The 539-nt window shown below is 34.5% G+C and carries 1 protein-coding gene; it reads right to left on the bottom strand.

Annotated elements, in window-relative coordinates; translation table 11 throughout:
* Positions 1-166 precede the first annotated feature (166 nt).
* Positions 167-539, bottom strand: a 373-nt coding sequence (locus OZD62_RS01240; RefSeq protein WP_275019259.1) for an HNH endonuclease signature motif containing protein, incomplete at its 5' end; no start/stop codon positions are given.

Genomic DNA, 539 nt, shown 5'->3' with positions numbered 1-539 from the left:
GCTAACTTTATTATTGGTGCTTTTTCTGCTATTTTCCTTAAGTCTTCTTCCGTAGTTTCATCTGCATATTGTTGTATAAGTGAAGAAGGTCGCCCCTCCTCACTCGACTTCAAAACCGTACGTGAGACTTTGCGCCTCATACGGCTTCTCTCCAATTTGGAGCTTTTCATGCACACCTCCTGTGTAATTCATCGTGACAATGTCCATGTAACAAAGATAAGTTTTTGATCATGTTGTTTCGTCTATTCCGGTCTTTGTGATGTATTTCTATTGTATCATCACTTTTAAACCATAGTCTACAATTATCACATTTACTTTGTTGTAACTTCAATAGTTTTATTACTCTTAATGGCTTATCTGGTATTTTTCTCAGACGTTTACCCCAATAAACCCAATCACCATCATATGGAGATCTGGTTTTTTGCACTTTGATATGTCGTTTAATAACATGATCGCTGTGTATAATAAAATGTATCTTGTTACTTGTCATAAAACGCCAGTTATCGTTATTATACTTTTTAAAGTATTTTCTTTTTATC

Source organism: Wolbachia endosymbiont of Drosophila seguyi (genome assembly GCF_028981765.1).
Classification (GTDB): Bacteria; Pseudomonadota; Alphaproteobacteria; order Rickettsiales; family Anaplasmataceae; genus Wolbachia; species Wolbachia pipientis.
Note: the sequence above shows the minus strand (reverse complement) of the source record. Positions and strands in the feature narration are given on the sequence as shown.